Annotated in this window: 26 protein-coding genes; 11 read left to right on the plus strand and 15 right to left on the minus strand. The window is 70.4% G+C overall.

Going from position 1 to position 25,150, the window contains the following annotated elements:
- Window positions 1–40: 40 nt before the first annotated feature.
- A complete protein-coding gene (locus tag ACPOLB_RS10975; RefSeq protein WP_425261401.1) occupies window positions 41–634 on the minus strand; it encodes a thymidine kinase in 594 nt (197 codons plus the stop codon).
- A gap of 75 nt (window positions 635–709) precedes the next feature.
- On the opposite strand from ACPOLB_RS10975, the gene ACPOLB_RS10980 reads away from it, so the two are divergent.
- Window positions 710–1,090, plus strand: coding sequence for a hypothetical protein (locus ACPOLB_RS10980; protein WP_425261402.1), 381 nt, complete (start codon window positions 710–712; stop codon window positions 1,088–1,090).
- Between the two features lie 27 nt (window positions 1,091–1,117).
- On the opposite strand, the gene ACPOLB_RS10985 is transcribed toward ACPOLB_RS10980, so the two are convergent.
- Together ACPOLB_RS10985 and ACPOLB_RS10990 are read right to left on the minus strand one after the other, a co-directional pair.
- Window positions 1,118–2,149 (minus strand): adenosine deaminase, encoded by a 1,032-nt coding sequence (locus ACPOLB_RS10985; RefSeq protein WP_425261403.1) that lies wholly within the window; start codon window positions 2,147–2,149, stop codon window positions 1,118–1,120.
- Between the two features lie 72 nt (window positions 2,150–2,221).
- Window positions 2,222–2,626: a hypothetical protein gene (locus ACPOLB_RS10990; protein WP_425261404.1), complete on the minus strand. Its 405-nt coding sequence runs from the start codon at window positions 2,624–2,626 to the stop codon at window positions 2,222–2,224.
- Window positions 2,627–2,866: 240 nt separating this feature from the next.
- Between ACPOLB_RS10990 and urtA the strand changes: the two genes are divergently transcribed.
- From urtA to ACPOLB_RS11020, 6 genes are all read left to right on the plus strand, one after another.
- A complete protein-coding gene (urtA, locus tag ACPOLB_RS10995; RefSeq protein ID WP_425261405.1) occupies window positions 2,867–4,135 on the plus strand; it encodes an urea ABC transporter substrate-binding protein in 1,269 nt (422 codons plus the stop codon).
- Between the two features lie 82 nt (window positions 4,136–4,217).
- Entirely contained in the window at window positions 4,218–5,852 is a 1,635-nt protein-coding gene (gene urtB, locus ACPOLB_RS11000; RefSeq protein WP_425261907.1) for an urea ABC transporter permease subunit UrtB, read from the plus strand.
- The gene (gene urtC / locus ACPOLB_RS11005) at window positions 5,849–7,000 is read left to right on the plus strand and encodes an urea ABC transporter permease subunit UrtC (protein ID WP_425261406.1); all 1,152 of its coding nucleotides are present in this window, start codon (window positions 5,849–5,851) and stop codon (window positions 6,998–7,000) included. Before urtB ends, urtC begins: the two co-directional genes overlap by 4 nt.
- The gene (gene urtD, locus ACPOLB_RS11010) at window positions 6,997–7,848 is read left to right on the plus strand and encodes an urea ABC transporter ATP-binding protein UrtD (RefSeq protein WP_425261407.1); all 852 of its coding nucleotides are present in this window, start codon (window positions 6,997–6,999) and stop codon (window positions 7,846–7,848) included. Before urtC ends, urtD begins: the two co-directional genes overlap by 4 nt.
- Window positions 7,849–7,852: 4 nt before the next feature.
- Window positions 7,853–8,545: an urea ABC transporter ATP-binding subunit UrtE gene (gene urtE / locus ACPOLB_RS11015; RefSeq protein WP_425261908.1), complete on the plus strand. Its 693-nt coding sequence runs from the start codon at window positions 7,853–7,855 to the stop codon at window positions 8,543–8,545.
- A gap of 45 nt (window positions 8,546–8,590) precedes the next feature.
- Complete coding sequence (locus ACPOLB_RS11020; RefSeq protein WP_425261408.1) at window positions 8,591–9,367, plus strand: hypothetical protein; 777 nt, start codon at window positions 8,591–8,593, stop codon at window positions 9,365–9,367.
- On the opposite strand, the gene ACPOLB_RS11025 is transcribed toward ACPOLB_RS11020, so the two are convergent.
- From ACPOLB_RS11025 to ACPOLB_RS11055, 7 genes are all read right to left on the minus strand, one after another.
- The gene (locus tag ACPOLB_RS11025; protein WP_425261409.1) at window positions 9,360–9,809 is read right to left on the minus strand and encodes a cache domain-containing protein; all 450 of its coding nucleotides are present in this window, start codon (window positions 9,807–9,809) and stop codon (window positions 9,360–9,362) included. The two genes, ACPOLB_RS11020 and ACPOLB_RS11025, sit on opposite strands and share 8 nt — an antisense overlap.
- 68 nt (window positions 9,810–9,877) lie before the next feature.
- Window positions 9,878–11,677: a methyl-accepting chemotaxis protein gene (locus tag ACPOLB_RS11030; RefSeq protein WP_425261410.1), complete on the minus strand. Its 1,800-nt coding sequence runs from the start codon at window positions 11,675–11,677 to the stop codon at window positions 9,878–9,880.
- Between the two features lie 390 nt (window positions 11,678–12,067).
- Window positions 12,068–12,904, minus strand: coding sequence for an urease accessory protein UreD (locus ACPOLB_RS11035; protein WP_425261411.1), 837 nt, complete (start codon window positions 12,902–12,904; stop codon window positions 12,068–12,070).
- A gap of 18 nt (window positions 12,905–12,922) precedes the next feature.
- Window positions 12,923–13,393, minus strand: coding sequence for a nucleoside deaminase (locus ACPOLB_RS11040; RefSeq protein ID WP_425261412.1), 471 nt, complete (start codon window positions 13,391–13,393; stop codon window positions 12,923–12,925).
- A gap of 7 nt (window positions 13,394–13,400) precedes the next feature.
- Complete coding sequence (locus ACPOLB_RS11045) at window positions 13,401–14,168, minus strand: ABC transporter permease (RefSeq protein ID WP_425261909.1); 768 nt, start codon at window positions 14,166–14,168, stop codon at window positions 13,401–13,403.
- Window positions 14,168–14,992 carry an ABC transporter ATP-binding protein gene (locus ACPOLB_RS11050; RefSeq protein ID WP_425261413.1) on the minus strand — a complete coding sequence of 275 codons (825 nt, stop codon included), beginning with the start codon at window positions 14,990–14,992 and terminating at the stop codon, window positions 14,168–14,170. Before ACPOLB_RS11050 ends, ACPOLB_RS11045 begins: the two co-directional genes overlap by 1 nt.
- Window positions 14,993–15,002: 10 nt before the next feature.
- Complete coding sequence (locus tag ACPOLB_RS11055) at window positions 15,003–15,860, minus strand: alpha/beta hydrolase (protein WP_425261414.1); 858 nt, start codon at window positions 15,858–15,860, stop codon at window positions 15,003–15,005.
- Window positions 15,861–15,912: 52 nt separating this feature from the next.
- On the opposite strand from ACPOLB_RS11055, the gene ACPOLB_RS11060 reads away from it, so the two are divergent.
- Entirely contained in the window at window positions 15,913–16,455 is a 543-nt protein-coding gene (locus ACPOLB_RS11060) for a hypothetical protein (RefSeq protein WP_425261415.1), read from the plus strand.
- A 20-nt stretch (window positions 16,456–16,475) separates the two neighbouring features.
- On the opposite strand, the gene ACPOLB_RS11065 is transcribed toward ACPOLB_RS11060, so the two are convergent.
- The 5 genes from ACPOLB_RS11065 to ACPOLB_RS11085 form a co-directional block, all read right to left on the minus strand.
- On the minus strand, window positions 16,476–17,516 hold the full coding sequence (locus ACPOLB_RS11065; RefSeq protein ID WP_425261416.1) for an ABC transporter substrate-binding protein: 1,041 nt from the start codon (window positions 17,514–17,516) through the stop codon (window positions 16,476–16,478).
- A gap of 104 nt (window positions 17,517–17,620) precedes the next feature.
- Entirely contained in the window at window positions 17,621–18,850 is a 1,230-nt protein-coding gene (locus ACPOLB_RS11070; protein WP_425261417.1) for a M20/M25/M40 family metallo-hydrolase, read from the minus strand.
- Entirely contained in the window at window positions 18,847–20,634 is a 1,788-nt protein-coding gene (gene uraD / locus ACPOLB_RS11075) for a 2-oxo-4-hydroxy-4-carboxy-5-ureidoimidazoline decarboxylase (protein ID WP_425261418.1), read from the minus strand. Before uraD ends, ACPOLB_RS11070 begins: the two co-directional genes overlap by 4 nt.
- A gap of 14 nt (window positions 20,635–20,648) precedes the next feature.
- Window positions 20,649–21,587: an allantoinase PuuE gene (puuE, locus tag ACPOLB_RS11080; RefSeq protein WP_425261419.1), complete on the minus strand. Its 939-nt coding sequence runs from the start codon at window positions 21,585–21,587 to the stop codon at window positions 20,649–20,651.
- Window positions 21,584–22,309 (minus strand): GntR family transcriptional regulator, encoded by a 726-nt coding sequence (locus tag ACPOLB_RS11085; protein WP_425261420.1) that lies wholly within the window; start codon window positions 22,307–22,309, stop codon window positions 21,584–21,586. The genes puuE and ACPOLB_RS11085 overlap by 4 nt, the downstream gene beginning before the upstream one ends.
- Before the next feature lie 121 nt (window positions 22,310–22,430).
- Here ACPOLB_RS11085 and uraH point away from each other — a divergent pair, with 121 nt between their 5' ends.
- The 3 genes from uraH to ACPOLB_RS11100 all read left to right on the plus strand — a co-directional run bounded on the left by uraH (window position 22,431) and on the right by ACPOLB_RS11100 (window position 25,134).
- Window positions 22,431–22,784, plus strand: a complete 354-nt coding sequence (uraH, locus tag ACPOLB_RS11090) for a hydroxyisourate hydrolase (RefSeq protein WP_425261421.1) — start codon at window positions 22,431–22,433, stop codon at window positions 22,782–22,784.
- Between the two features lie 69 nt (window positions 22,785–22,853).
- Complete coding sequence (locus ACPOLB_RS11095; protein WP_425261422.1) at window positions 22,854–23,813, plus strand: Bug family tripartite tricarboxylate transporter substrate binding protein; 960 nt, start codon at window positions 22,854–22,856, stop codon at window positions 23,811–23,813.
- A 115-nt stretch (window positions 23,814–23,928) separates the two neighbouring features.
- Window positions 23,929–25,134, plus strand: coding sequence for a urate hydroxylase PuuD (locus tag ACPOLB_RS11100; protein WP_425261423.1), 1,206 nt, complete (start codon window positions 23,929–23,931; stop codon window positions 25,132–25,134).
- Window positions 25,135–25,150 lie beyond the last annotated feature (16 nt).

The following is a 25,150-nucleotide window of genomic DNA, read 5'->3' on the forward strand; positions in this document are numbered from 1 at the left end:
CACGCTGGCCGGCCTGCGCCCGCAGCGCAGGCCGCGCCCCTCAGCCGAACAGCCCCGGCGCGTGGCCCGGCTCGCTCGCGTCGTCGTTGTAGAAGCAGCGCGGGCAGACGGCGCGGTAGCGGTCGTTGCCGCCGATGACGACCTGCTCGCCTTCGCGCACGCGGCGCCCGGCGGCGTCGATGCGCAGGTTCATCGTCGCCTTGCGGGCGCAGGCACAGATGGTCTTCATCTCCTCCAGGTCGTCGGCCAGCGTCAGCAGCGCGGCGCTGCCCGGGAAGGCGTTGCCCTGGAAGTCGCTGCGCAGCCCCCAGCACAGCACCGGCAGCCGCCCGCCGTGCGCCAGCCGGTGCAACTGCCGCACCTGGTCGGGCGTGAGGAACTGCGCTTCGTCGACCAGCAGGCAGGCGATGTCGCCCAGGTGCTCGCGCACGAAGACGGTGTCGGGGCCGAAGGTCTCGGCCTCGCGCTGCAGGCCCAGCCGCGAGGCGATCAGTCCGACACCGGCGCGGTCGTCGTGCGCGGCCGTGAACAGCCGCACGCGCATGCCGCGTTCCTCGTAGTTGTGCGCCACCTGCAGCAAGGCGGTGGACTTGCCGGCGTTCATCGCCGCGTAGCGGAAGAAGAGCTTGCTCATGCAGGGTGCATCGCGGATGCAGCGGCGCTTGCGCTACGCTGCGGGCCCTCGTCCTTCGTCGTCCGACTGCGTCTCATGGTCATTGCCATCTGGATCGTCACTGCCATTCTGCTCGGCCTGTGGTCACTCACTGCCTGGGGCCTGCACGGCCTGCTGATGCTGCTGTCGGGCGCTGCCGGTGGCGCCGGCGGCTGGTCCGGCGACCTCCGGCCGCTGGTCGACCAGATTCCGCTCACGCCCGTGCTCGACCAGTGGCTCCCGGGCTGGCAGGAGCTGCTGCGCGCCACGCTGGACCTGGCGCAGGTGCTGATCGGCTGGCTCGGCGGCGCGGTGCCGCTGGTGTCGTGGACCGTGTGGGGCCTGGGCACCGCCGGGCTGCTGCTGCTGGCCGGGGGCCTGACGCTGGTGGCGGTGCTGCTGCGCAACACCATGCCCAAGCCGGCCCGTCCCGCCTGACGCCCCGGCGGCGCAGGCCCGGCCCGTTCACGCGGCAGCGAACACCTCGTCGAGCCGCTGCATCCAGGCCTGCTTGGCCGCGGGCGGCGCGAAGCTCGCCTTGAAGCTGTTGCGCGCCAGCGTGTAGGCGTCCTGCCGCGTCAGCGCCGGCAGGGCGCTGAAGATCTGCACGAAGTTCTCGTTGATGTAGCCGCCGAAGTAGGCCGGGTCGTCGCTGTTGACGGTGGCGCACAGGCCGGCGTCCAGCAGCGCCTTCAGGTTGTGGTCGGCCAGCGACGGCACCACGCGCAGCTTCAGGTTCGACAGCGGGCACACCGTCAGCGGCACCTGTGCCGCCGCCAGGCGCTGCACCAGCGCCGGGCTCTCGGTGCAGCGCACGCCGTGGTCGATGCGCTCGACCCGGAGCACGTCGAGCGCGCTCTCGATGTAGGCCGGCGGGCCTTCTTCGCCCGCGTGCGCCACGAGGTGCAGGCCGAGATCGCGGCAGCGCGCGAACACCCGCGCGAACTTCTCCGGCGGGTGGCCGCGCTCGCTGCTGTCCAGGCCCACGCCGATGAACAGGTGGCGCCAGGGCAGCGCCTGCTCCAGCGTCTGCAGCGCCGCCTCTTCGCTCAGGTGGCGCAGGAAGCACAGGATCAGCGACGCGCTGATGCCCAGGCGCGACTGGGCCTGCAGGCAGGCACGGTGCAGCCCGTTCAGCACGGTGGCCATCGGCACGCCGCGCTCGGTGTGGGTCTGCGGATCGAAGAACAGCTCGGCGTGCACCACGTTGTCGGCCGCGGCGCGCTCGAAGTAGGCCCAGGCCATGTCGAAGAAGTCCTGCTCCTGCAGCAGCACGCTGGCCCCGGCGTAGTAGATGTCCAGGAAGCTCTGCAGGTCGGTGAAGGCGTAGGCCGCGCGCAGCGCCTCGACGCCGGCATGCGGCAGGGCCACGCCGTTGCGGCGCGCAAGCGCGAAGATCAGCTCGGGTTCGAGCGAGCCCTCGATGTGGATGTGCAGTTCCGCCTTCGGCATGGCGCGCAGCAGCGGCGCCAGGGCGGTGGGGGTCGGGGAGGTCATGCAGTCGGGCTCCGGGGATCGAAGCCCGACTGTAGCGAGTCGGCACGTGCCGACCGCCCCCGTCGCATCGGCTTACTTCTTCTTCGGGCCTTCGTCGGCCTTCTGCTGCGGCGACATCTCGCCGCTGGTGGTGGCGCCTGCGCGCGTGGCGGCCACGGCTTCCTTCTTCACTTCGGCGCGGCTCTTGGTCGACTGCACCGGCTCCTTCTTGCAGGCGCCGGCGTCGGCCTTCTGCTCGGGTCCGCACTCGCCAGAGTTGCTGGCGCCGGCCTTGTTCGCGGCCTTGGCCTCGGCCTGCAGCGCCTTGCGGTCCACCGTGCTCGGGGCCGGCTTCGTGGCCCGGACCACACCTTCCTCCACCTTCTGCGGCGGCGACATCTCGCCGGTGGTCTGCGCGGGCTTGGGTTGCGCCTGGGCCGCGAAGGACGCCATCAGCGCCAGGGCCGCCACGGCGAGAGTCTTCTGCATCGTCTTCATGTCCATGTCCTCAATGTTGGTTGGTCGTCGGGCCGGCAGCTTGCGCTGCGTCTCGCCCCGTTGCGGCACTGACACCCCAAGGGGCATGCATATGGTGCGCGCGCACGCGCCGCGCACGTTGACGGCGATCAAGTTGCCTGCAGGCTGCGGCCATACGTCATCTGTCGTATTGGCCCCGGCCCCGGTGCTGCCGACACTGCACCGCAGTCGTCACCACACCTCAACCGGAGGAGAACACCCATGTCCACCACACGTCGCACGTTCACATTGCACTCGCTGGCCTTCGCATCGCTGGCCGCGCTGGCCGGCGCGGTGCACGCGCAGGAGACCATCAAGGTCGGCGTGCTGCACTCGCTGAGCGGCACGATGGCCATCAGCGAGACCGTGCTGAAGGACACCATCCTGATGGAGATCGAGGCCATCAACGCCAAGGGCGGCCTGCTCGGCAAGAAGCTGGAGCCGGTGGTCGTGGACCCGGCCTCGAACTGGCCGCTGTTCGCCGAGAAGACGCGCCAGCTGATCAGCCAGGACAAGGTCGCGGTGATCTTCGGCTGCTGGACCAGCGTCTCGCGCAAGAGCGTGCTGCCGGTGGTGGAAGAACTCAACGGCCTGCTGTTCTACCCGGTGCAGTACGAAGGCGAGGAACTCAGCAAGAACGTGTTCTACACGGGCGCGGCGCCCAACCAGCAGGCCATCCCCGCGGTGGAATACCTGATGAGCAAGGACGGCGGCAGCGCCCGCCGCTTCGTGCTGCTGGGCACCGACTACGTGTACCCGCGCACCACCAACAAGATCCTGCGCGCCTTCCTGAAGAGCAAGGGCGTGGCCGACGCCGACATCATGGAGGAGTACACGCCCTTCGGCCACTCCGACTACCAGAGCATCATCGCCAAGATCAAGAAGTTCAGCAGCGAAGGCAAGAAGACCGCGGTGGTCTCCACCATCAACGGCGACAGCAACGTTCCCTTCTACAAGGAACTGGGCAACCAGGGCCTGAAGGCGACCGACGTGCCGGTGGTGGCGTTCTCGGTGGGCGAGGAGGAACTGCGCGGCGTGGACACCAAGCCGCTGGTGGGCCACCTGGCCGCCTGGAACTACTTCCAGTCGATCAAGAACCCGACCAACGACGCCTTCATCAAGCAGTGGAGCGCCTACGCCAAGGCCAAGGGCATCGCCGGCCACAAGGACAAGCCGCTGACCAACGATCCGATGGAGGCCAGCGTGATCGGCTTCCACATGTGGGCGCAGGCAGTGACCAAGGCCAAGAGCACGGACACCGACAAGGTCATCGCCGCGATGGCCGGCCAGACCTACAAGGCGCCGAGCGGCATCGTGAGCAAGATGGACGAGAAGAACCACCACCTGCACAAGAGCGTGTTCATCGGCGAGATCAAGGCCGACGGCCAGTTCAACGTGGTGTGGAAGACGCCCGGCCCCGTGAAGGCCCAGCCGTGGAGCCCGTACATCCCCGAGAACAAGGGCAAGAAGGACGAGCCGGTGAAGAAGTGACCCCCCCCGAAGCGGCTGCGCCGCTCCCCCCCGGGGGGGCGACGCCTGTGGACCGGCGGAGCCGGTCCTCGGCGTCCGCTTGATGGTGTGGACGGGCCTGCGGCCCTGTCCACGCCTGACTTCTCCCTTCACTGGATCACTTGCGGTGCATTGGCTGGTCACTCTTCTCCTGCTGTTCGTTTCGTTGTCGGCGTCGGCGTTGACGCCTGACCAGGCGGCGCGCATCGCGGCCGGGGACAGCGATGCGCGGCTGGCGGCGCTGAACGAGGCGGTGACGGCGGCCGACCCGGGCTTGGCGGCCTTCGTGCAGGCGCTGCTGGCCGACGAGGTGAAGGTGGCCGGCGGCCGTGCGTTCGTGGTGCGCGGCGAGCAGGTGACCGACGCCGTCACCGGTGCCGCGGCCGCGCTGCCGGAAGGTGCCGAGGACGTGGTCAACAACAACCGCATGCGGCGCGAGCTGGAAGCGGCGCTCGCCGCGCTGCAGCTGTTTGCGCCCGACCGCGCGCAGCGGGCGCAGGCCATTGCCGCGCTGAAGGACCAGATCGACGAGAGCAGGCTGGCGCTGCTGGAGAAGGCCGAAGCCGCCGAGACCGACGCGGCGCTGAAGACCGAACTCACGCTGCTGAAGGCCACCGCACTGATCGCCTCGCCCGACAAGGCCAAGCGCCTGGCCGCCGCGAAGCTGGTGGCGGGCAGCGACCAGCCGGCGACGAAGTCGCTGCTGATCGAACGAATTGCCGCCGAGACCGAACCCGACGTGCGGGCGGCGCTGAACGCCAGCCTCGACACCATCTCCTCGCGCCTGGCCTGGGGCGAGCGCCTGGGGGTGCTGTTCACCGGCATCAGCCTGGGCTCGATCCTGCTGCTGGTGGCGCTGGGGCTGGCCATCACCTACGGGCTGATGGGCGTGATCAACATGGCGCACGGCGAGCTGATGATGATCGGCGCGTATGCCACCTACCTGGTGCAGAACGCCTTCCGCGCCTGGCTGCCGCCCGAGGCCTTCGACCTCTACATCGTGGCCGCGATCCCGATGAGCTTCCTCGTCGCGGCACTCGTGGGCGCGGCGATGGAACGCAGCGTGATCCGCTGGCTCTACGGCCGGCCGCTGGAGACGCTGCTGGCCACCTGGGGCATCAGCCTGATCCTGATGCAGGGCGTGCGCTCGATCTTCGGCGCGCAGAACGTGGGCGTCGAGAACCCGGGCTTCCTGTCCGGCGGCCTGCAGGTGCTGCCGAACCTGGTGCTGCCCTACAACCGGCTGGCCATCCTGGTGTTCGCCGCGGCCGTGCTGCTGGGCATGGCGCTGCTGATCGGCAGGACGCGGCTGGGCCTGTTCGTGCGCGGCGTGACGCAGAACCGCCGCATGGCCAGCTGCATGGGCGTGAACACCGCCCGCGTCGACACCTATGCGTTTGCGCTCGGCGCCGGCATCGCCGGCCTGGCGGGCTGCGCGCTCAGCCAGGTCGGCAACGTCGGCCCCGACCTCGGTCAGGGCTACATCGTCGACAGCTTCATGGTGGTGGTGCTGGGCGGCGTGGGGCAGCTCGCCGGCACCGTCTACGCGGCCCTGGGCCTGGGCGTGCTGAACAAGCTGCTCGAAGGCTGGCAGGGCGCGGTGCTGGCCAAGATCATGGTGCTGGTCTTCATCGTCGTCTTCATCCAGAAGCGGCCGCAAGGCATCTTCGCGATGAAGGGTCGGAGCGCTGAAGCATGATCCCCCCCCGTAACGCCTTCGGCGTTCCCCCCCAGGGGGGCGCCGCCAGCGGCCCGGCGCAGCCGGTTCCGCGGCGGCTGCTTGGGCCGCGTGGCTGGGCAGCGCTGCTGGCTGCCACGCTGTCGATCACGGTGCTGGTGCCGGTGCTGAACCTGGTGGTGCCCGAGGGCCACCTGTTCCACCTGAGCGACTACGCCGTCAGCCTGCTCGGCAAGATCCTGTGCTATGCCATCTGCGCGCTGGCGATGGACCTGATCTGGGGTTACACCGGCATCCTGAGCCTGGGCCACGGGCTGTTCTTCGCGCTCGGCGGCTACGCGATGGGCATGTACCTGATGCGCCAGATCGGCAGCGACGGCCAGTACCGCATGCCAATGCCGGACTTCATGGTGTTCCTGAACTGGAAGGAATTTCCCTGGCATTGGGCCGTCAGCGACAGCTTCTTGGCGCAGATGCTGCTGGTGCTGCTGGTGCCGGGCCTGCTGGCGTTCGTGTTCGGCTACTTCGCGTTCCGCTCGCGCATCAAGGGTGTGTACTTCAGCATCATCACGCAGGCGCTGACCTTCGCCGCGATGCTGCTGTTCTTCCGCAACGAGACCGGCTTCGGCGGCAACAACGGCTTCACCGACTTCAAGCGCCTCCTCGACCAGCCCATCGCCACGCCGGGCATGCGCGTCGGGCTGTGCGTGCTCAGCGGCCTGGTGCTGATCGGCTTCTTCCTGATGGCGCGCGCCATCGTGCACAGCAAGTACGGCCGCGTGCTGCAGGCCATCCGCGACGCCGAGAGCCGCGTCATGTTCACCGGCTACGACCCGGTGGCCTACAAGCTCAGCATCTGGACGCTGAGCGCGGTGATGTGCGGCGTGGCCGGCGCGCTGTACGTGCCGCAGGTGGGCATCATCAACCCGGGTGAGATGAGCCCGGCGGCCAGCATCGAGATCGCGATCTGGACGGCCGTGGGCGGCCGCGCCACGCTGATCGGCCCCATCCTCGGCGCCTTCTTCGTCAACGGCGCGAAGAGCTGGTTCACCGTCGCCTTCCCCGAGTACTGGCTGTTCTTCCTGGGCGCGCTGTTCATCGCGGTGACGCTGTTCCTGCCGCAGGGCCTGATCGGGCTGTGGCGGAAGCTGACGGACAAGCGCGCATGACGCCCGACCTGATGGAAGCCGGCGCCGCGCGCCGCGCCGCACACGCAGCACGCGGCCTGGCCGCCGCACCGCGCTTCGTCGCCGACGAGCCCTACTTCGGCCAGGGCGTGGCCCTGTACGTGGAAGACATCACCGTCAGCTTCGACGGCTTCAAGGCACTGAACAAGCTGAGCCTGGCGATCGACGTCGGCGAGCTGCGCTGCATCATCGGCCCCAACGGCGCCGGCAAGACGACGATGATGGACTGCATCACCGGCAAGACGCGGCCCGACAGCGGCCGCGTCTACTTCGGCAGCAACATCGACCTGCTGCGCCTGAAGGAGCAGCAGGTGGCGCAGATCGGCGTCGGCCGCAAGTTCCAGAAGCCCACGGTGTACGAGCAGCTCAGCGTGTTCGAGAACCTCGAGCTCGCGCTGAAGGCCGACCGCCGCGTGCGCGCGGCGCTGTTCTCGCGGCTGACGGGTGCACAGCGCAACCGCATCGGCGAGATCCTGGTGCTGATCCACCTGCAGGACGAGGCGCAGCGCACCGCCGGGCTGCTGAGCCACGGCCAGAAGCAGTGGCTGGAGATCGGCATGCTGTTGATGCAGGACCCCAAGCTGCTGCTGCTCGACGAGCCCGTGGCCGGCATGACCGACGAGGAGACCGAGCGCACGGCCGAGCTGTTCCTGAGCCTCGAAGGCCAGCACAGCCTGGTGGTGGTGGAGCACGACATGAAGTTCGTCGAGCAGCTCACCGAAGGCCGCAAGAAGGTGACGGTGCTGCACGAGGGCAGCGTGCTCGCCGAAGGGCTGCTGCGCGATGTGCAGGCCAACGAGAAGGTGGTGGAGGTGTACCTTGGCCGCTGAACCGCTGCTGCAGGTCGAAGGTCTGCACCAGTACTACGGTGGCAGCCACATCCTGCGCAACCTGGGTTTCGAGGCGCGGCTCGGCGAGGTGACGGTGGTGCTGGGCCGCAACGGCGTCGGCAAGACCTCGCTGCTGAAGAGCCTGATGGGCGTGGTGCCGGTGAAGGCGGGCCAGGTGCTGCTGGGCGGCCGCGACATCACGCACGCCACGCCCTACGACCGCGTGCGGCAGGGGATCGGCTACGTGCCGCAGGGGCGCGAGATCTTCGGCCGCCTGACGGTGGAGGAGAACCTGCGCATGGGGCTGGCGGTGAAGCCGGGCGGCACGGCCATCCCGGCCGAGCTGTTCGAGCTCTTCCCCATCCTGAAGCAGTTCATGCACCGCCGCGGCGGCGACCTCAGCGGCGGGCAGCAGCAGCAGCTGGCGATCGCACGTGCGCTGGCCGCCGGCCCGCAGCTGCTGATGCTCGACGAGCCCACCGAAGGCATCCAGCCCAGCATCATCAAGGACATCGGCCGCGTGATCCGCATGCTGGCCGACCGCAAGACCATGGCCATCGTGCTGGTGGAGCAGTACTACGACTTCGCCGCCGAACTGGCCGACCAGTACCTGGTGATGGAGCGCGGCGAGATCGTGCAGCGCGGGCGCGGCGCCGACATGCAGGCCGACGGCGTGCGCGCGCGCATGTCGATCTGAGGCCGCGGCGCCGCGGCGGTGGCCGCGCTGTCTACACTGCGCGCCATGCATGCCGTGACACCGTCTGCCCTGCTGGCGCGGCTGGACGCCATCGGCGCCGCGCTGCGCGCGCGCAGCGACACGCTGGCGCTGATCGGCCTGGGCTCGGTGGGCCTGGAAACGCCACGGCTGGACCGCTGGTCGGACCTGGACTTCTTCGTCGTCGTGGCCCCCGGGGCCAAGCAGCGCTACGTGACGCAGCTCGACTGGCTGGCCGCGGCGCACCCGCTGACCTGGCACTTCCGCAACACCGCCGACGGCCACAAGGCGCTGATGGCCGACGGGGTGTTCTGCGAGTTCGCGGTCTTCGAGCCGGACGAACTGGCGGCGATCCCGTTCGCGCCCGGCCGGCTGGTGTGGGCGCGCGACGGTGTCGACCCCGGCATCGCGGTGCCGCGGCGGGCGCTGCCGGCCCGCACCACCGACGAGACCTGGATCGTCGGCGAGGCCCTGGCCAGCCTGTGGGTGGGGCTGCAGCGCTGGCACCGCGGCGAGAAGCTCTCGGCCATGCGCTGCGTGCAGGGCCACGCGCTGGACCGGCTGCTCGAACTGGACGCGCTGCGCGCGCACCCCACCGGCGGCGACCCCTTCAACGGCGAACGCCGCCTGGAGGCGCTGCAGCCGGCGCTCGCCGCGGCGCTGCCCGCGCTGCTGCCGGGCTACGACAAGACGCCTGCAGCGGCCGCGCGGCTGCTGCAGGCGCTGCAGGACCGTGGCGCGGTGCTGGACGCCGCGATGGTCACCCGCATCCGCGCGCTGATCGCGCTGGCCGGTCCTACTTGAACCAGACGGCGCCGATGTAGGCGTCCTTGCCCGGGATGCGGCCGATCACGGCCTCGGCGTCGCCGATCTGCTTGGTCGACGGGTTCATCCACCGCATCTGCACCGCGCCCTGCGGGGCGGCCTGCACCTGGCGCACCTGCTCCTGAACGAAGAGCTTGCCGGTGGCGTCCTTCACTTCCCACAGGTTCTTGCCGACCAGCTTGGCGTTGGCCGAGTGCGCCAGGATGTTGGCCTTCAGGTCGGCCACGAAGACATACATCGTGCCCTTGTTCCAGTTGCCGCCGGCGCTGAACTCGCTGGACGCGCCTTCCACGCCCTTGGCCTGCACCTCGGCCAGCGCCGACTTCAGCAGCGCCTGCGCTTCTTCGCGCGAGGCGGCCTGGGAGGCCATGGTGGCCAGGGACAGCGCCGTCAGCGCCAGCATGCGGGGAACAAAGCTCATGGAAGGTGTCCTTGCGACAAGGAAGGTGGGGGACGTGGGGGCCGCCGAGGCGGCCCGGGAGGAGGCGCTCAGAAGGTTTCCCAGCTGTCGTCGGCAGCGGCCGCGGAAGCCGGGGCGGCCGCAGGCGCAGCCTGGGGGGCCGGCGCTGCGGCGGGGCGCGCGGCGGGCGCGGGCGTCCTGGGCAGCAGCTTGGCCTGCACCTTGGGCGCGGCCGGCTTCGGCGCCGCAGCCGGGGCAGGCTTGCGCACGGGCGCAGGGGCCGGCACATGCGCGGGTGCGGCGGTCGCAGCCGACGGCGCACCGTGGCCGGCATGGCCGTGCACCGTGAACACGCTCACCGACTCCACCAGCCGCACCGCCTGCTGCTTCAGGCTCTCGGCCGCCGCGGCGCTCTCTTCCACCAGCGCGGCGTTCTGCTGTGTCACCTGGTCGAGCTGGCTGACGGCGCCGCTGACCTGGCCGATGCCCGAGGTCTGTTCCTGCGTGGCGGCGGTGATCTCGCCGATGAGGTCGCTGACGCGCTTCACCTGCACGACGATGTCGTTCATCGTCGTGCCGGCGTCCTGCACCAGCCGCGAGCCGGCTTCCACGCGCTCGACGCTGGCGCCGATCAGGCTCTTGATCTCGCGCGCCGCTTCGGCACTGCGCTGCGCCAGGCTGCGCACCTCGCCGGCGACGACCGCGAAGCCGCGGCCCTGTTCACCGGCGCGCGCGGCTTCCACCGCGGCGTTCAGCGCCAGGATGTTGGTCTGGAACGCGATGCCGTCGATGGTGCCGATGATGTCGGCGATCTTCTTGCTGCTGTTGCTGATGTCGTCCATCGTCGACACCACGCGGCCGACGACTTCGCCGCCCTGCGTGGCCACGGCGCTGGCCGAGGTGGCGAGCTGGTTGGCCTGGCGCGCCGTGTCGGCGTTGTTGCGCACGGTGCTGTTGATCTGCTCCATCGACGCGGCGGTCTGCTGCAGGCTGCTGGCCTGCTGCTCGGTGCGCTGCGACAGGTCGGCGTTGCCGGCGGCGATCTCGCCCGCGGCCACGCGCACCGACTCGGATGCCAGGCGCACGGCGCTGATCGACGTGGCCAGGCGCTCGCGCACGGCTTCGAGGTCCTGCACCAGGCGGCCGATCTCGTCGCGACCGTCGGCCCGCATCGTGTGCGTCAGGTTGCCCGAGGCCATCGCGGCCACGCCGGCGCTGGCGGCGGCCACGCGGCGCAGCAGGCCACGGGCGATGAACAGGCTCAGCAGGATGCCGGCCGCGAAGGCCGCCACCGCGGCGGCGGTGATGGCGAACTCGGCGCGCTGCGCGGCGGCGCCGGCCGCGGCGACGTCACGCGCCGTCTCGTCCAGGCGCGCCTGGCTGATGCGGCTGATCTCCTTCAGCAGGCCCTCGTATTCCTTCTGCGCGGTGCTCAGGAAGGTGCTGGCGATGGCCGCACCCGAGACCTTCATGTCCTGGGTGTCCTTCACCGCCTTGTCGTACTTGGCGAACATCGCTCCCAGCGCGGCGTACTCCTGCTTCACCGCCTCGATGGTCTCGCTGGCAGTGCGCTCGTCGAGCGACTGCTTCATCGCCGCCGACTTCTTCGTCAGCTCGGCGTCGATGCTGGCGATCTCCTTGGCGTTGTAGCCCATGGCCTCGTAACCCAGGGACCGGTTGATGAGGCCGTTCATGTCGCGCAGGCCGGCCTCGAAGCCGGCTGCGAAGGTGTAGCTGGGCAGCTGCTTCTCGTGCAGCGTGCTCAGCGCGCTGCGCTGCTGCTGGAAGCCCCAGATCGAGCCGGCCGCCGAGACGGCCAGCAGCAGCAGGCACAAGGTGGGGGCGAGCGCGAGCTTGAGGTTCAACGACAGGTCATCGAGCCATTTCATGGACTTCTCCGGGAGTCAGGATGCGGCCGGCGGCGCCGAGCGCCGGCCGGAAGGGACAGGTGCGGGGGCGCCTCGGCTCACTTGAAATCCACCGAGCCGACGTCCATGGCGTCGTCGGGTGCGTCGGCATGGGCGACCAGGGCGGCGGCCAGCGCGCTGGCCGCGGTGAGGCGGACAAAGACGGACATGTCGGAGATCCTGTGTGTGGATGGACGTGGGGTCGGGGACTGCGCGGCCGCCGGGCAAGCCGGAGACGTCTGTTGGGTTGTCGACCCCTGGCAGGGATTCTTGAGCGCCGCGCGGCCGGCCATCGCCAGAAGTGACGTCCGGAAGCTGTGCAAATTGCTCCGGACCGGCGGAACGCCAGCGCCGGCCGACCGGCCGGCCGGCTCAGGTGCGCCAGATGCGCGGCGGCTCGGCCGCCAGCCCCCAGGCCAGCCGGCGCCACGCAGCGCGCACGCGCACCAGCAGCGCCATCGCCGGCTCCACGCGGTCGGCCAGCAGCCGCAGCACCACCACCGGCGCGTGTGCCGAGGTGACGCCGCACGTGGCGGCCAGCGCGTCGGCGGCCGCCAGTTCGCGCGCCGCGTCCACGAGCGCCGTGCGCCGCGCCGCCGGCAGCGCCGTGCCGGCGGCGAACCACAGCGTGGCGAGCACGCGGCGCCCGGCCAGGCCCAGCGGGCCGTCCAGCAGCGCGGTGTCGTCGGCGGCGATGCGGCCGCGTTCCAGCCACACGCCGGGCAGGTGCACCTGCTGCTCGAAGCTGCCGCGCACGAAGGGGTCGCCGGCGGCGGGCAGGCCCAGCGCCAGCACGTCCCAGCCCAGGGCCTCGGCGCCGGGGGCCAGGTCCAGCGTCAGCCGGTTGCCGGCGATGCAGCCGCTGTGGGCGATGTTCTCCAGCGGCAGCCACTCCATGCGCGCGCCGTCGGCCAGCGCGAGCGTGGCGCTCTGCAGCGCGGGCGCGCCGTCGCTGCGGTAGAAGCGCGTGGCGCCGGGTGTCGTGACCACGGCATGCGTGCCCGGCTCCAGCCGCGCCTGCACGTCCAGCGTGTCGCCGCCGACCACGCCACCGGGCGGATGCACCAGCACGTGGTGGCAGATGCCCGGCCCCTCGGGGTACAGCCGCTGCAGCACGCGCAGCGGGCCGCTGTGGCGGTCGAGCGCGATGGTGCGGTCGCCGTCGCGGGTGTAGTGCAGGGCGAGCTGGCCGCGCCAGCCGGCGGTCATGGCCGGATCACTTCCGCGTCAGGTCCAGAAGGCGCGGTGCAAGGCGGCGATCTCGTCGGCCACCTCGGGGAACGGCCCGTGCACCTGCACCGCCTTCTGGCCCGCGGCGAAGACCTGGCGGCAGGGCAGGTCCAGCGTCGGGTTCTCGGGGTGGTTGCCGGTGCAGGCGAGCAGCTGGCGCTCGCTCATGCCGTAGACCAGGCGGCCGATGTGGGCCCAGTACTGCGTGCCTGCGCACATGGCGCAGGGCTCCACGGTCGTCACCAGCGTGCAGCGCCACAGCAGTTCGGCGTCGTGGCGCTGCGCGGCCTCGCGCGCCAGCACCGCCTCGGCGTGGTTGACCTGGTCGACGTTGCCCTGCGCCAGCAGCACGGTCTCGTGGTCGGGGGCCACCAGCATCGCGGCAAAGGGGTGGTGGCCCAGCGCCAGCGTCTCGCGCGCCATCTCGTTGGCTGCGCGCAGGTGGCGCAGCATCTGCTCTTGCGTCATCGTCACTTCAAACTGCCTGGGATCCCCGGTGTGCCCAGCCGGTGGTCCGCTTCTCGATCCACGAGAAGAATTCATACATCGCCATCGCCATCGCACCGATGGTCACCAGGCCCGCAAAGGCCAGCGGCATGCGCTGCTGGCTGCCCGCAGTCTGCATCAGGTAGCCGATGCCGGAGTCGCCTGCGGTCATCTCGGCCAGCACGGTGCCGACGAAGGCCAGCGTGATGGCGATCTTCAGGCTGCCGTAGAAGTACGGCATCGAGCGCGGCAGGCCCACCTTCACCAGCACGTCCCAGCGCTTGGCGCCCAGCACGCGCAGCACGTCTTCCAGCTCGGGCTCCAGCGTCGCCAGGCCGGTGGCGATGTTCACCGTGATCGGGAAGAACGAGATCAGGAAGGCCGTCAGGATGCCCGGCCCGAGGCCGATGCCGAACCACACCACCAGGATCGGCACCACCGCCGCCTTGGGCACGGCGTTGAAGCCCACCAGCAGCGGGTACAGCGCGGCGTAGGCGGCGCGCGAGCTGCCCACCAGGAAACCCAGCAGCACGCCCACCACGATGCTCAGCCCGAAGCCCAGCATCGTGACCCAGAAGGTCTTCCACGCCGCCTCCAGCAGCGGGCCGGTGTATTCGACGAACTGCTGCGCGATCTGCCACGGGCTCGGGAAGATGAACTCGGGGATGCCGAAGCCCACCACCACCAGCTGCCACAGCAGCAGGATGGCCGCCAGCAGCAGCACCGGCGACCAGCGCTCGAAGGTCTTGCCGCGCATCATTGCGGCACCACCGCGCCGTTCTTGCCGCCGCCTTGGCGGATGGCACCGATGTGCCCGCGCAGCTCGTGCACGATCTCGGTGAACTCGGGCGTGTAGGTGACCTCCAGGTCGCGCGGGCGCGGCAGGTCGATGTGGCGTTCGACGACGAAGCGCCCGGGGCTCTTGCTCATGACGTAGACCTTGTCGGCCAGGAAGACGCTTTCGCGCAGGTCGTGCGTGACCAGGATGACGTTGAACTTCTGCGCCGCCTGCAGGTCGCGCAGCGCGCACCACAGCTCCTCGCGCGTGAAGGCGTCGAGCGCGCCGAAGGGTTCGTCGAGCAGCAGCATCTTGGGCTCGTGCACCAGCGCGCGGCAGATGCTGGCGCGCTGCTGCATGCCGCCCGACAGCTGCCACGGGAACTTGTCCTCGTAGCCGCCCAGGCCCACGCTCTTCAGCAGCTCGCGCGCCTTGGCCTCGTACTCGGCGCGCTTGCTGCGGAAGTTCGAACGGTAGGGCTCGACGATCTCCAGCGGCAGCAGCACGTTGCCCAGCGTCGTGCGCCAGGGCAGCAGGCTCGGCGCCTGGAAGGCCATGCCGCTGATCTTCAGCGGCCCCGTCACCGGCTGGCCGCCGATGTGGATGGTGCCCTGGCTGGGCATCTTCAGGCCCGTGGTGAGCTTCATGAAGGTGCTCTTGCCGCAGCCGCTGGGGCCGACGATGGCGATGAACTCGCCCTCGCCCACCTGCAGCGAGATGTCCTCGACGGCGAACTGCTTCTTGGCCAGCAGCTCGTCGTTGTAGGCGAGCCAGACGTTGCGGAAATCGACGAAGGCGGTCATGGGGTCTTCTTCACGGCGACGGCGCCGGCGGGGGAAGGCTGCGCTGCAGATCGAGAAAGGTCTGGCGGTAGAGCTCGGGCGCGTCGCTGTGCAGCCGGCTGTGGCTGCCGCCGGGCACCTCGACCCAGCGCACGCCGGGCCGCGCGGCGTCGCGCAGGCGCTGGCCCAGCACGATGGCCACCGTGTTGTCGGCCGTGCCGTGCAGCATCCAGATCGGGGCGTCGACAGCGCCGATGCGCGCGGCGGCGTCGAATTCCAGCGTCGTCACCGCCGCACCGATGCGGCCCCAGAAGCCGGCCTCGCCGGCCACATCGGGCAGCCGCGTGAAGGCCGACTCCAGCGCCAGCGCGCCGTAGTCCTGGCCGTGGCGCAGCGTGCTGGCCAGGATCACGGCCACCGCGCTGCCCATCGAGTGCCCGAACAGCACGCGCCGGCCGGGGTCGGGCTGCAGGCGCCGCAGTTCGGCGAAGGCCAGGCGCGCATCGGCCAGGATGGTGGTCTCCGACGGCACGATGGCCGCGCTCTCGCCCCAGCCGCGGTAGTCCACGGCCAGGATCGCGAAGCCCGCGGCCCGCAGCGCGTCGATCTTGGGCTGGTTGCCGTACAGCGAGCGCAGCGTGCCGTGCAGATACAGCAGCGCCGGCGCCTGCGGGTCGGGCTGCGGCAGCCACCACAGCGCCACCTGCTCGCCCGGCGTGGCCGACGGCAGCAGATAGCGTTCGTCGCCGGGCCGGAAGCGCGCCGGGCTGTCGGCATCGGCCGGCAGGCCGGGGCTGGGACGCAGGGCCAGCCGGCGCTGCTGCGTGTCGAGCCAGGCGCAGCCGCCCAGCCCCGTGGTGGCCACCAGCAGACACACACCGAGCAGCACCGTGACAAGCCCCCGTTGCCGCCGGGTTTGCAGAGCAGGGACAATACCGGTCATGAACCGATGGTACCGAGGGCCTGCGTGGCCCTGTTTTTTTGCACTCGCGCTGCTGCCGGCGCTGGCGGCCGCCGGCGACGACGGCGCGGCGGTGGACAGCGGCCGCCTGGCCGCCGCCGGTGCGTCGGACCCCGAACGCCCGCAGTGGCGCATGGCGTTCTCGCCGTTCACCGCGCACTGGCGCCCCAGCGAGGAACATCGCAAGGTCTGGGCCGTGGCCCTGGAACGGCAACGCCCCGACGGCAGGTTCACCGGCGGTTCGTTCTTCAGCAATTCCTTCGGCCAAGAGTCCGTCTACGTCTACGTGGGCGAGCGCTACACCGGCTTCTGGGGCGAACCGCAGCTGTTCGCGCAATGGTCGGCCGGCGTCATCTGGGGCTACCGCGGCAAGTACGAGGACAAGCTGCCGCTGAACACCAAGGGCTTCGCGCCGGGGGCCCTGGTGTCGCTGGGCTGGAACTTCGACCGCCGCTCGTCGGTGGCGGCGCACCTGCTCGGCGACGCCGGCGTGATGCTGCAGATGTCGTACGAATTCCGCTGACACCTGCAGCACCCGCGGGATCACTTCCTGGCCGGGGGCAGGATGTTGAGGTCGGCCTTCGACGGCAGGTAGGCGTCGGTCCACACGGCCGACGCATCCACGCGGGTCTTGGTGGCGAACGCGTCCGACACCTGTGAGGCCATCAGCGCCAGGCGCCCCGGCACGGCCTGCCCGAAGCCTTCGGCGCGGGCATCGGGGCTGGCGACCACGGCATCGATGGCCATGCGCAGGCGGCGCTTCTCCAGGTCGACGTTGATGATGCCGTCGCGGGCCTTCACGTAGTCGATGGCGGCGTCGGGAGCGGCCATCACCTCCTTGGCACCCTTGGCGAAGGCCTTCAGGAAGGCCTTCACGGCTTCCGGGTTCTCCTTCAGCAGCTTGGGACTGGCGATGACGACGTTGCCGTACAGCTTCACGCCGTACGCCGGGTAGGGCAACACCACCACGTCGTCGGCCTTCACGCCGCGCGCTTCCAGGTTCAGCAGGCTGGTGAACGAGAAGCCGGTGATGGCGTCGATGTCGCCGCGCACCAGCATCGTCTCGCGCAGCGGCGGGTCCATGCTGGTCCAGGTGATGTTCGACAGGCCGTTGGCCTTGGCGAAGATCGGGAAGCCGCGGCGGCCGGCATCGAACACCGGGGCGCCCAGCTTCTTGCCGTTCAGGTCGGCCGGCTTGGTGATCCCGCTCTTCTTCAGCGCCAGCACGGCCGCGGGGGTGTTGTTGTAGACCATCATCACCGCCACCGGCTTGTTCGGCGCGTCGGGGTTGTTGGCGTGGAACTCCATCAGCGCCGCCAGGTCGGCGAAGCCCATGTCGTAGGTGCCGCTGGCCACGCGCGTGACGGTGCCGCCCGAGCCGTTGCCGGCATCGATGGTGACGTCGAGCTTGGCGTCCTTGTAGTAGCCCTTGGCCTGCGAGGCCAGGAACAGCGCTGCCGGGCCTTCGAAGCGCCAGTCGAGCTGGAACTTGATCGGTGTCGTCTGCGCCAGCGCCAGCAGCGGCGTGGCCAGCAGGGCGGCAGCGGCCAGCACGGTGCGGCGCTTGAGGAAGGTCAAGGTCATGAAAAGCTCCGGTGATCTGTTGTCAGACGATTTTGCAAGTTCTGTGCACGCCTTTGCCTCGTGGCTTGCACCATGTCCGGGCGTCCGAGGACCCCGCGCTGCGATCAGGTGCGCAGCAGATCGAACAAGGTGCGTGCGACCACCCGCGTCGCGCCTTGCAGGTCGGACAGCTGCAGGTGTTCGTCGGCCCGCTTGGCGTTGCTCTCCAGCACCGTGCGCGGCCCGGCGCCGTAGATGACGGCGGGCACGCCGTGCGCGCCGTACAGCCGCACGTCGGTGTACAGCGGCGTGCCGCTGGTCGGGAGGATCTCGCCGAACACCGCCTGGCCGTGGCGCTGCAGGGCGTCGACCAGCGGCTGGTTGCCGGGCAGGGGCTGCAGCGGGTGTGCCAGCAGCATCCGGCGCACCTCGAGCCGCACGCCCGGGCTCTGCGCCACCGCAGCATCGATCAGCGCGCGCACCTCGGCCTCCACCGCCGTCACGTCTTCCTCGGGGATCATGCGGCGGTCGAGCTTCAGCACCACCTTGCCCGGCACCACGTTGGTGTTGCTGCCGCCTTCGATGCGGCCCACGTTCAGGTACGGGTGCGTGATGCCGGCCACCTGCGAGCGCCGGGCCTGCAGCACGGTGTTGTGCGCATACAGCGCCGTGAGCAGCTTGTTCGCGGCCTGCAGCGCGTCGATGCCGGTGGTCGGATAGGCCGCGTGCGAAGCCAGGCCGTGCAGCGTCACTTCCAGCTGCAGGCAGCCGTTGTGCGCGGTGACGACCTGGTGGCTGAAGCCGGCGGCAATCAGCAGGTCGGGCTGCGTGAGCCCGTGCGCCAGCAGCCAGCCCGGGCCGAGCTCGCCGCCGAACTCCTCGTCGTAGGTGAAGTGCAGCTCCACCGCGCCCCGCAAGGGGACGCCCAGCGCCTCCAGCGCGCGCAGCGCGTAGGTGTAGGTCGCGAAGTCGCTCTTGCTGACGGCGCTGGCGCGGCCGTACAGCCGGCCGTCCACGATCTCGCCGCCGTAGGGGTCGTGGGTCCAGCCTTCGCCGGGCGGCACCACGTCGCCGTGCGCGTTCAGCGCCACCACCGGGCCGCCCGCGCCGAAGCGCCGGCGCACGATCAGGTTGGTGATGCTCTGCATGCCGCAGGCCTGCACCTCGGCGGCCGGCACGGCATGGCGTTCGGCCTGCAGGCCCATCGCTTCCAGCAGCTCGGCCGTGCGCTCGGCATGTGGCGCGTTGTTGCCGGGTGGCGTGTCGGTGGGCACGCGCACCAGCTCCTGCAGGAAGCGCACTTCCTCGTCGAAGTGGGCGGCGATCCAGGCGTCGAGGCGGTCGTGTGCTGTCATGCAGTCTCGCGGGCAAGTTGTTCGAGCAGGTCGGCGCAGGCGCGCACGCACAGCTCGGTGTCGTCGTTGGTGATGGCTTCCAGCGGGTTGTGGCTGATGCCGGCGTTCAGGCCGCGCAGGAACAGCATCGCCTGCGGCATCACCTCGTGCAGCTTCATCGCGTCGTGGCCGGCGCCGCTGGGCATGCGGAACACCGGCAGCCCTTGCGCTTGCACCGCGGCTTCCCAGCGCGCCTGCCAGGCCGGGGCGCTGGGCGCGGCGCTGGCACGCATGGTCTCTTCCAGCGTGGAGGCCAGGCCGCGGCGGTCGCAGATGCGCTGCAGCTCGGCCAGCACGTCGGCGGCCAGCGCGTCGCGCACGGCATTGGTGGTGGCGCGCAGGTCCAGGCTGAAGCGGCAGCGGCCGGGCACGACGTTGATCGAGCCCGCCGGCACCTGCAGCTGGCCCACGGTGCCCACGGCGTCGGGCACCGCGGCGGCGCGGCGCTCGACGTACAGCACCAGTTCGGCCACCGCGGCGGCGGCGTCACGGCGGCGGTCCATCGGCGTGGTGCCGGCGTGGCTGGCCATGCCCACCACTTCGCCGACGTAGCGCACGCCGCCATTGATGGAGGTGACCACGCCCAGCGGCAGGTCGATCTCGTTCAGCACCGGACCCTGCTCGATGTGGACCTCGACGAAGCCGAGGTAGCGCGCCGGGTCGCGCCGCAGCGCCGGGATGTCGTCGATGCGCAACCCGGCGGCCTGCATCGCGGCGCGCATCGTCACGCCGTCGGCGTCCTGCTGCTCCAGCCAGGCGGGGTCGAAGTGGCCGGTGAGCGCGCCCGAGCCCAGGAAGGTGGCCTTGTAGCGCTGGCCCTCTTCTTCGGCGAAGCCCACGACCTCGATGCCGAAGGGCAGGCGCCGGCCGGCCGCGTGCAAGGCCCGCACGCAGGCCATCGGCACCAGGATGCCGAGCCGGCCGTCGTACTTGCCGCCGTTGCGCACGGTGTCGTAGTGGCTGCCGGTCAGCAGCCGCGGGGCCGAGGCGTCGGAGCCGTGGTAGATGCCCACCACGTTGCCCACAGCGTCGATGTGCACGTCGTCGAAGCCGCAGTCGCCCTGCATCCACTGCACCAGCTGCCGTGCGCAGGCGCGGTGCGCGTCGGTCAGGTACGTCACCGTCAGCTGGCCCTGTTCGGCGAAGCCGGGGTCGCTGTGCTGCGCCAGCTGCTCGGCCCAGTCCCAGACCAGGTTGCCCTGCACGGGCACGTCGCCGAACTTGTCGCCCAGCCGGATCTCGGCGATGCGGTGGATGTTGCGCAGGCACTCCGCCAGCTCCACGTCGGGGTGGCCCTGCAGGCGCCGCGCGAAGGTGGCGATGATCTCCGCACGCGGCAGGCCCAGCCCGCGCGGGCCGCGCACGGCCAGGATGAAGGGCCAGCCGAAGCGCGCGTTGTAGTCGGCGTTGAGCTGCTGGATGCGCGCGAACTCCTCGGGCGTGCAGTCGGTCAGGCCGGCCTTGCCCTGTTCGTTGGTGCTCTCGGCGGTGAGCGAGCGGCTCACCATCGCCTTGCCGGCCAGTTCTGGGTGGGCACGCACCAGCGCGATCTGCCGCTCGCGCCCGGCGTCGCGCACGGTCTGCACCAGCGCCAGCTTCAGCGCCGCCAGCGTGGCGAAGCCCGTGACCGGCCGCCGCGCCCACGCGGCCTCGGCGATCCACGGCGAGTGTTCGTAGGTGCCGTCGAGCAGGGCCGTGAACTCGGCCTGCGTCGCGGCGTTGAGCTGCTGCAGTGTCAGTGGCATGGTGGTTCCGGTGGTCATTCCCAGACGAAGGCGGTGGCGGCGTCGAAGGGGTGCGTGGCCTTCCAGTGCCGGGCGATGTCGATGCGGCGCGTGACCCACACGCGGTCGTGGCGCTGCACGTGGTCGAGGAACTTCTGCAGCGCCTTCATGCGGCCCGGGCGGCCGAGCAGGCGGCAGTGCATGCCGATGCTCATCATCGACGGGTGGGTGTCGCCCTCGGCGTAGTGCACGTCGAAGGCGTCCTTCAGGTACTGGAAGAACTCGTCGCCGTGGCTGTAGCCCTGGGGCAGCGCGAAGCGCATGTCGTTGCAGTCCAGCGTGTACGGCACCACCAGGTGCGGCGCCAGCGCGCCGTCGCTCGTCTTCACCTGCAGCCAGAACGGCAGGTCGTCGCCGTAGTAGTCGCTGTCGTATTCCAGGCCCCCGTGCTCGACGACGAGGCGGCGCGTGTTCGGGCTGTCGCGGCCGGTGTACCAGCCCAGCGGCGCGCTGCCGGTCATCTGCGTGATGGCGTCCATCGCCTGCCGCAGGTGCGCGCGTTCGGTTTCGGCGTCGACGTTCTGGTAGTGGATCCAGCGCCAGCCGTGGCAGGCGATCTCGTGGCCCAGTTCGACGAACGCGGCCGTGACCTCGGGGCAGCGCTGCAGCGCCATGCCGACGCCGAACACCGTGAGCGGCAGGCCGCGGCGCTCGAACTCGCGCAGCAGGCGCCACACGCCCACGCGCGCGCCGTACTCGTAGATGCCTTCCATGCTGAGATGCCGCGCCGGGAAGGCCGGCGGGTTGAACATCTCCGACAGGAACTGCTCGCTGCCGGCGTCGCCGTGCAGCACGCTGTTCTCGCCGCCTTCCTCGTAGTTCAGCACGAACTGCACGGCCACGCGGGCCTGGCCCGGCCACTGCGCATGCGGCGGGTGGCGGCCGTGGCCGCGGAGATCACGTGGATAGGTCATGGCAGCAGGGCGCTGGCGAGGTCGCCGGCGCGGGGATGGCGTTGCAGGTTGCGTTCGACGTTGCCCAGGTGCGCTTCCATCAGCTTCACCGCGGCACGGGCGTCGCGGCGCTCGATGGCATCGACGATGGCGATGTGCTCGTCGGCGGAGTGCTCGGCCGAGTGCGACGACTGGTACATCAGCGCGATCAGCGAGCAGCGGCTCAGCAGGTCGGCCAGCAGCTCGGCCAGCACCTCGTTGCCGAGCAGCCGCGCCAGCAGCACGTGGAAGTCGGCCAGCAGCCGCGTGCGGCCCGCCACGTCGGTGCGCGCCACCGCGTCGGCCTCCTGGCGCAGGTGGGCGCGCAGCTGCACGAGCTGCGCGTCGGTGGCGTGGGCGCAGAGCTGCTTCACCATCGCGGCCTCGAGCATCTTGCGCGTCTCGAAGACCTGGCGCGCTTCTTCCAGGCTGGGCTGGGCCACGTGCGCACCGCGCGCCGGCGACAGCGTGACGAGCCGGTCGCGGCTGAGCTGGTTCAGCGCCTGGCGCACCAGCGTGCGGCTGACCTGGAAGATGTCGGCGATCTGCTGTTCGGCCAGCTTGGTGCCGGGCATCAGGCGGCGCTCGACGATGGCGGTGGTGATGCTGTCGACGATGCGCTGCGTGGCGTTCACGGGCGCGGCGGCGCGCACGCCGCTTGCTTGCGGCGCGATGACCTTGAGTGAAGCGCGGCTGCCGGCCATGGGTGGTGGTGAAGATGCCGCGGCCCCGGGGAACGGGGTACGGGGTAGGGGTTCACGAGCAGTTGACGTGTTCACGACAGTGTATACACTTTTGTCCACACCGCAAGCCACGACGAACCCCATGGGACACCTCAGCACCCACGTGCTCGACACCGCCAACGGCTGCCCCGCCGCCGGCATGCAGATCACGCTGCAGCGCATCGACGGCGACAGCGTCACCACGCTGAAGCAGCTGGCGCTGAACCACGACGGCCGCGCCGACGGCCCGCTGCTCGCGGCACACGAGATGGCCGTGGGCCGCTACCGACTGCTGTTTGCCGTGGCGCCCTACTTCCGTGCACGCGGCGCGGCGCTGGCCGACCCGCCCTTCATCGACACCGTGCAGCTCGACTTCGGCATCGCCGACGCAGCCGGCCACTACCACGTGCCGCTGCTCGCCAGCCCGTGGAGCTACAGCACCTACCGCGGCTCCTGAGCCACACGCAGGTTGCGGGCACAGGCTTTGCATGACGGCACCCCACTGATGTCTCCAGGAGGCCCGCCCATGTTCCGCCGTACCTTGCTCGCCGCGTCCATCGCGACGCTGGCGCTCACCACCGCCTCCCCTGCGTTCGCCGCCTGGCCCGAAAAGCCGCTGCGCATCGTCGTCACCTTCGCCGCCGGCGGCGCCAGCGACATCGTCGCGCGGGTCATCGCCGAGCCGCTGGGCAAGGCGCTGGGCCAGCCGGTCGTCGTCGACAACAAGCCGGGCGCCGGCGGCACCATCGGCGGGCTCGACGTGGCGCGCGCCGCGCCCGACGGCTACACGCTGATGCTGAGCAACAGCACGCCGCTGTCCATCGGCCCGTTCACCGTGCCGAAGCAGCCCTACGACCCGGTGAAGCAGTTCACGCACGTGGCCATGCTGGGCATCGCACCGGTGGTCTTCATGGCCCACCCCAAGACCGGCCCGGCCAGCCTGAAGGACCTGCCCAAGGCCCTGGCCGGCGGCAGCTTCGGCAGCGGCGGGCCCGGCAGCATCGGCCACATCGTGGGCGAGATGGCCAAGGCCGAGATGAAGTTCCAGATGACGCACGTGCCCTACCGCGGCGGCGCGCCGATGGCCACCGACCTGATCGCCGGCACGGTGCCGATGGGCATCGACGTCATCACCGCGTTCGCGCCGATGATGAAGGCCGGCCAGATCAAGGGCCTGGCCGTCACGTCGCGCACACGCTCGCCGCTGGCGCCCGACGTGCCCAGCGTGGTGGAATTGGGCCTGCCGCAGCTGGTGGCCGAGAACTACTTCGGCGTCAGCGGCCCGGCCGGCCTGCCGAAGGACGTGGTCGACAAGCTGGCCGGCGCCATCGCCGAGGTGGTGGCCCAGCCGGCCATCGTGAAGCGTTTCGAGGAACTGGGCCTGACGACCGTGAAGATGACGAGCACCGAATTCGCCGGCTTCGTGGCGAAGCAGGTCACCGACTGGACGCCGGCCATCAAGGCCGCCGACCTGAAGAACAACTGACGAAGCCGCTTCGTCACCGTCGCCGTGGGCGGGCAGCACCAGCTGCCTGAAGTCGCGACACCGCAACCCGAGCTCAGAGCGCCCGCCGTGGTGAGCCCAGACAGGACAGGACCGCATGGATGCGTACCTTCTCGACTGGGCCAACCTGCTGCTGCGCTGGGCCCACGTCATCACGGCGATCGCGTGGATCGGCTCGTCGTTCTACTTCGTCTTCCTCGACAGCAGCCTCACGCCGCCGCAAGACCCCGATCTGAAGAAGAAGGGCGTCGACGGCGAGCTGTGGGCCGTGCACGGCGGCGGCTTCTACCACCCGCAGAAGTACATGGTGGCGCCCAAGGCGCTGCCCGAGAACCTGCACTGGTTCTACTGGGAGAGCTACAGCACCTGGCTCACGGGCTTCGGCCTGTTCACCGTGCTGTACCTGTTCAACGCCGGCACCTTCCTCGTCGACAAGAGCGTGTTTGCCTGGTCGCCGGGGGCGGCCATCGCCGCGGCGCTGGCCTTCCTGGCGGTGTTCTGGTTCGTCTACGACGCCATCTGCCGCGCCTTCGGCCGCCGTGCCCACGGTGACCTGATCGTCGGCATCGGCGTCACGGTGGTCGTGGTGGCGGCGGCGTGGCTGGCCTGCCAGCTGTTCGCCGGCCGCGCCGCGTTCCTGCTGGTGGGCGCAATGATCGCCACGGCGATGAGCGCCAACGTCTTCGTGTGGATCATCCCCGGCCAGCGCACCGTGATCCGGCAGATGAAGGCCGGCGAGCCGGTCGACCCGGTGCACGGGCAGCGCGCCAAGCAGCGCAGCGTGCACAACACCTACTTCACGCTGCCGGTGCTGATCGCGATGCTGTCCAACCACTACGGCTGGCTCTACCAGGGCCGCTGGAACTGGCTGGTGCTGGTGGTGATGATGCTGGCCGGCGCGCTCATCCGCCACAGCTTCGTGGCGCGCCACAAGGCCAGGATCGCCGGCAAGGCCGTGCCCTGGGGCCATGCCGTGGCCGGCACGCTGCTGCTCGCGGGCCTGGTGGTGGCGATGAAGCCCGCGCCGCAGCCCGCGCTGCCGGCCGGCACGGCCGTGCAGCCAGCCACGCTGGCGCAGGTGCGCGCGGTGCTGGAGCAGCGCTGCACGCTGTGCCACAACGCGCAGGTGCAGCAGAAGAACGTGGCGCTGCACACGCCCGAACTCGTGCTGCAGCACGCGCAAGGCATCTACCAGCAGTCCGTGGTGCTGAAGCTGATGCCGATGAACAACGCCACGCAGATCACCGACGCCGAGCGCGACCTGATCAAGCGCTGGTTCGAAGCCGGCGCTCCGGCGCGCTGACCCCGCCTCCCCTCCC

Source organism: Rubrivivax soli, from assembly GCF_049810355.1.
GTDB lineage: Bacteria > Pseudomonadota > Gammaproteobacteria > Burkholderiales > Burkholderiaceae_C > Rubrivivax.